The sequence below is a fragment of the Polaribacter sp. M10 genome (genome assembly GCF_054968445.1).
Map to the genome: position 1 here is coordinate 1 of NZ_JBSSBG010000049.1, position 2,040 is coordinate 2,040.

The following is a 2,040-nucleotide window of genomic DNA, read 5'->3' on the forward strand; positions in this document are numbered from 1 at the left end:
TGTATTTAGTTGATTCAACAAGTTTAAATAACACCTAAAAACTTGTAGAAAAAATGGTACTTTTGCAACACTTCTTCAGCTTGTTCTTGTTTATTTGCATAGGCAATGGTTTTAAGTGATACATTTATTTACACGATTTTTATATTTCTTATTTCCGCAAGCGGAGGTTTTTAATTTCTTTTAAGACGACTGTTATACATTTCTTTTACAATTGCATTATATTCTTTTAACGTTACTTTTTCACCTTTAGTTGGTTTTTTAATTTTGATTTTCTTTTTAGGATTTAAAACAATTTTAGACGCTGTTATTGTTCTTTTTTTCATTTCTACCAAAAGCACTAATCCTGGTAAACCATTAAAATCTTTGCCCCAAAACTCACTGGTATTATCGGAGTAAACCAAACCACAGGTTTCAATTTATTATTTCTTAAAAATTAACCTCTAATTTTTCGATATTTTTTAGTTGCGTCAATTGCCAAATCTCTAAACGCTTCAAGTGTAATACTTTTACCCTTTTTAGGTTTATTAACTTTCACAAATTTCTTTGGATTAAATTCTATATTTGTTACGTAATAAACTATCTTATTTTTTTTTAACTCTAAAATTAAACCTGGTAAGTTAGAATAACCTATTGGACCATATTGTATATTAATTTCAGGTGTGTACCAAGCTGTTATTTTATAGTTAATAAAACCATTATCAGTTTTAATTTTTTCTACAGCAGTAGCTTTATATGCTAAATATTTACCTATTTTTTTTGACTCTTTTGATAATGTCCATTTCGTATAGTCAACTGGGTATTTTACTGAAAAAATATCACCAAAAGTTTCAACTACTTTTATTCTTTCAGTTTTAGAATTATAATACACTCCTTTACCAAAAGGTAAAAGAGCCAAATTTTTTAATCTATTATTTGGCGTATCCATAAAACTATTTACTTTAAAAACTGCTTTATTAGCATTATATTTTAATGTAAACGAGAGTGAATTTGATACTTTTTCAGCTTTTTTTTCAAGTGCAGCAAACCTATCAAACTTTTTTTTACCTATTTTTTTTTTCTTTTCATCAGTAAAAGTTTTTTTTGTTTTTGTTTTTTTATAAGTTACAATTGCAGAATTAGTCTGTGCGTTTATATTGAAAAAAACAAAAAATAAAAAACTTAATTTAAGTATTTGTTTCATATTAAATTTTTATAAAACTGTTTAAAAATTATTATTTTTAAACAGTTTCGATTAATTTCTATTCTACTTCCGATGATTCATTTTTATAAGAGCCATCTTCACTACAATGTAATTCAAAGTATTGATTAGTATATTCATATTCTAACGTTGGGTTACCTTCGCCTTCTTGAGTACCATATTCCCATACATCAGATGTACAATCTTCAAAAAAGATAATTTCTTCTCTAGTTGAATTAATTACACTTGCATTCATAATAGTTCCTGTAGCAAAAACAAAAACCATTGCTAAAATTAATTTTTTCATAATATAAAATTTGTAACCTAATTTTTATTTAGGTTTATTAGTTAATATTTTTTTGAGGTTTTAGTTGAGTAAACCAAATTAAAATTCTCTAAAAAATTGGTAGAAAAAGGCTTACTTTTGCAGCACTTCTTCTGCTTGTTCTTGTTTATTTACATAGGCAATGGTTTTAAGTGATACATTTATTTACACGATTTTTATATTTCTTATTTCCGCAAGCGGAGGTTTTTTGTTTTGGTTTAGATTCCTGCCTAAGCAAGAATGACAGTAAAAAAAGAGATTGTTATGTTATTGTTGAAACAAATGCAATACATAACACATTGACTGATGGTTTTGTGTAGTATTTCTTTTTCATAGCAACTTCTTTTGCTCAAATTTGAGAAAGATTTATCATAAATAAAAATAATTCTATGGCTGTTTTGGCATCCCTATAAATGGGGAGAGAGCTATCTCCCTATAAATAGGGATGCCAATTTGGAAAATGAAAAAGTTTAAAAATTAGAAATAAATAAATTTTTAATACTTATTATTTTTCCTTTCAAATATGATTCCATAGAAA

3 protein-coding genes are annotated in these 2,040 nt (G+C 25.8%); all 3 read right to left on the bottom strand.

Annotated elements, in window-relative coordinates:
- Positions 1–170: 170 nt before the first annotated feature.
- The 3 genes from ACWYN7_RS17195 to ACWYN7_RS17205 are packed head-to-tail and all read right to left on the bottom strand — an operon-like array spanning position 171 to position 1,484.
- Positions 171–401 (bottom strand): hypothetical protein, encoded by a 231-nt coding sequence (locus ACWYN7_RS17195; protein ID WP_462861208.1) that lies wholly within the window; start codon positions 399–401, stop codon positions 171–173.
- Positions 402–433: 32 nt separating this feature from the next.
- Positions 434–1,180: a GLPGLI family protein gene (locus ACWYN7_RS17200; RefSeq protein WP_462861209.1), complete on the bottom strand. Its 747-nt coding sequence runs from the start codon at positions 1,178–1,180 to the stop codon at positions 434–436.
- A gap of 58 nt (positions 1,181–1,238) precedes the next feature.
- Positions 1,239–1,484, bottom strand: coding sequence for a hypothetical protein (locus tag ACWYN7_RS17205; protein ID WP_462861210.1), 246 nt, complete (start codon positions 1,482–1,484; stop codon positions 1,239–1,241).
- Positions 1,485–2,040: the final 556 nt, after the last annotated feature.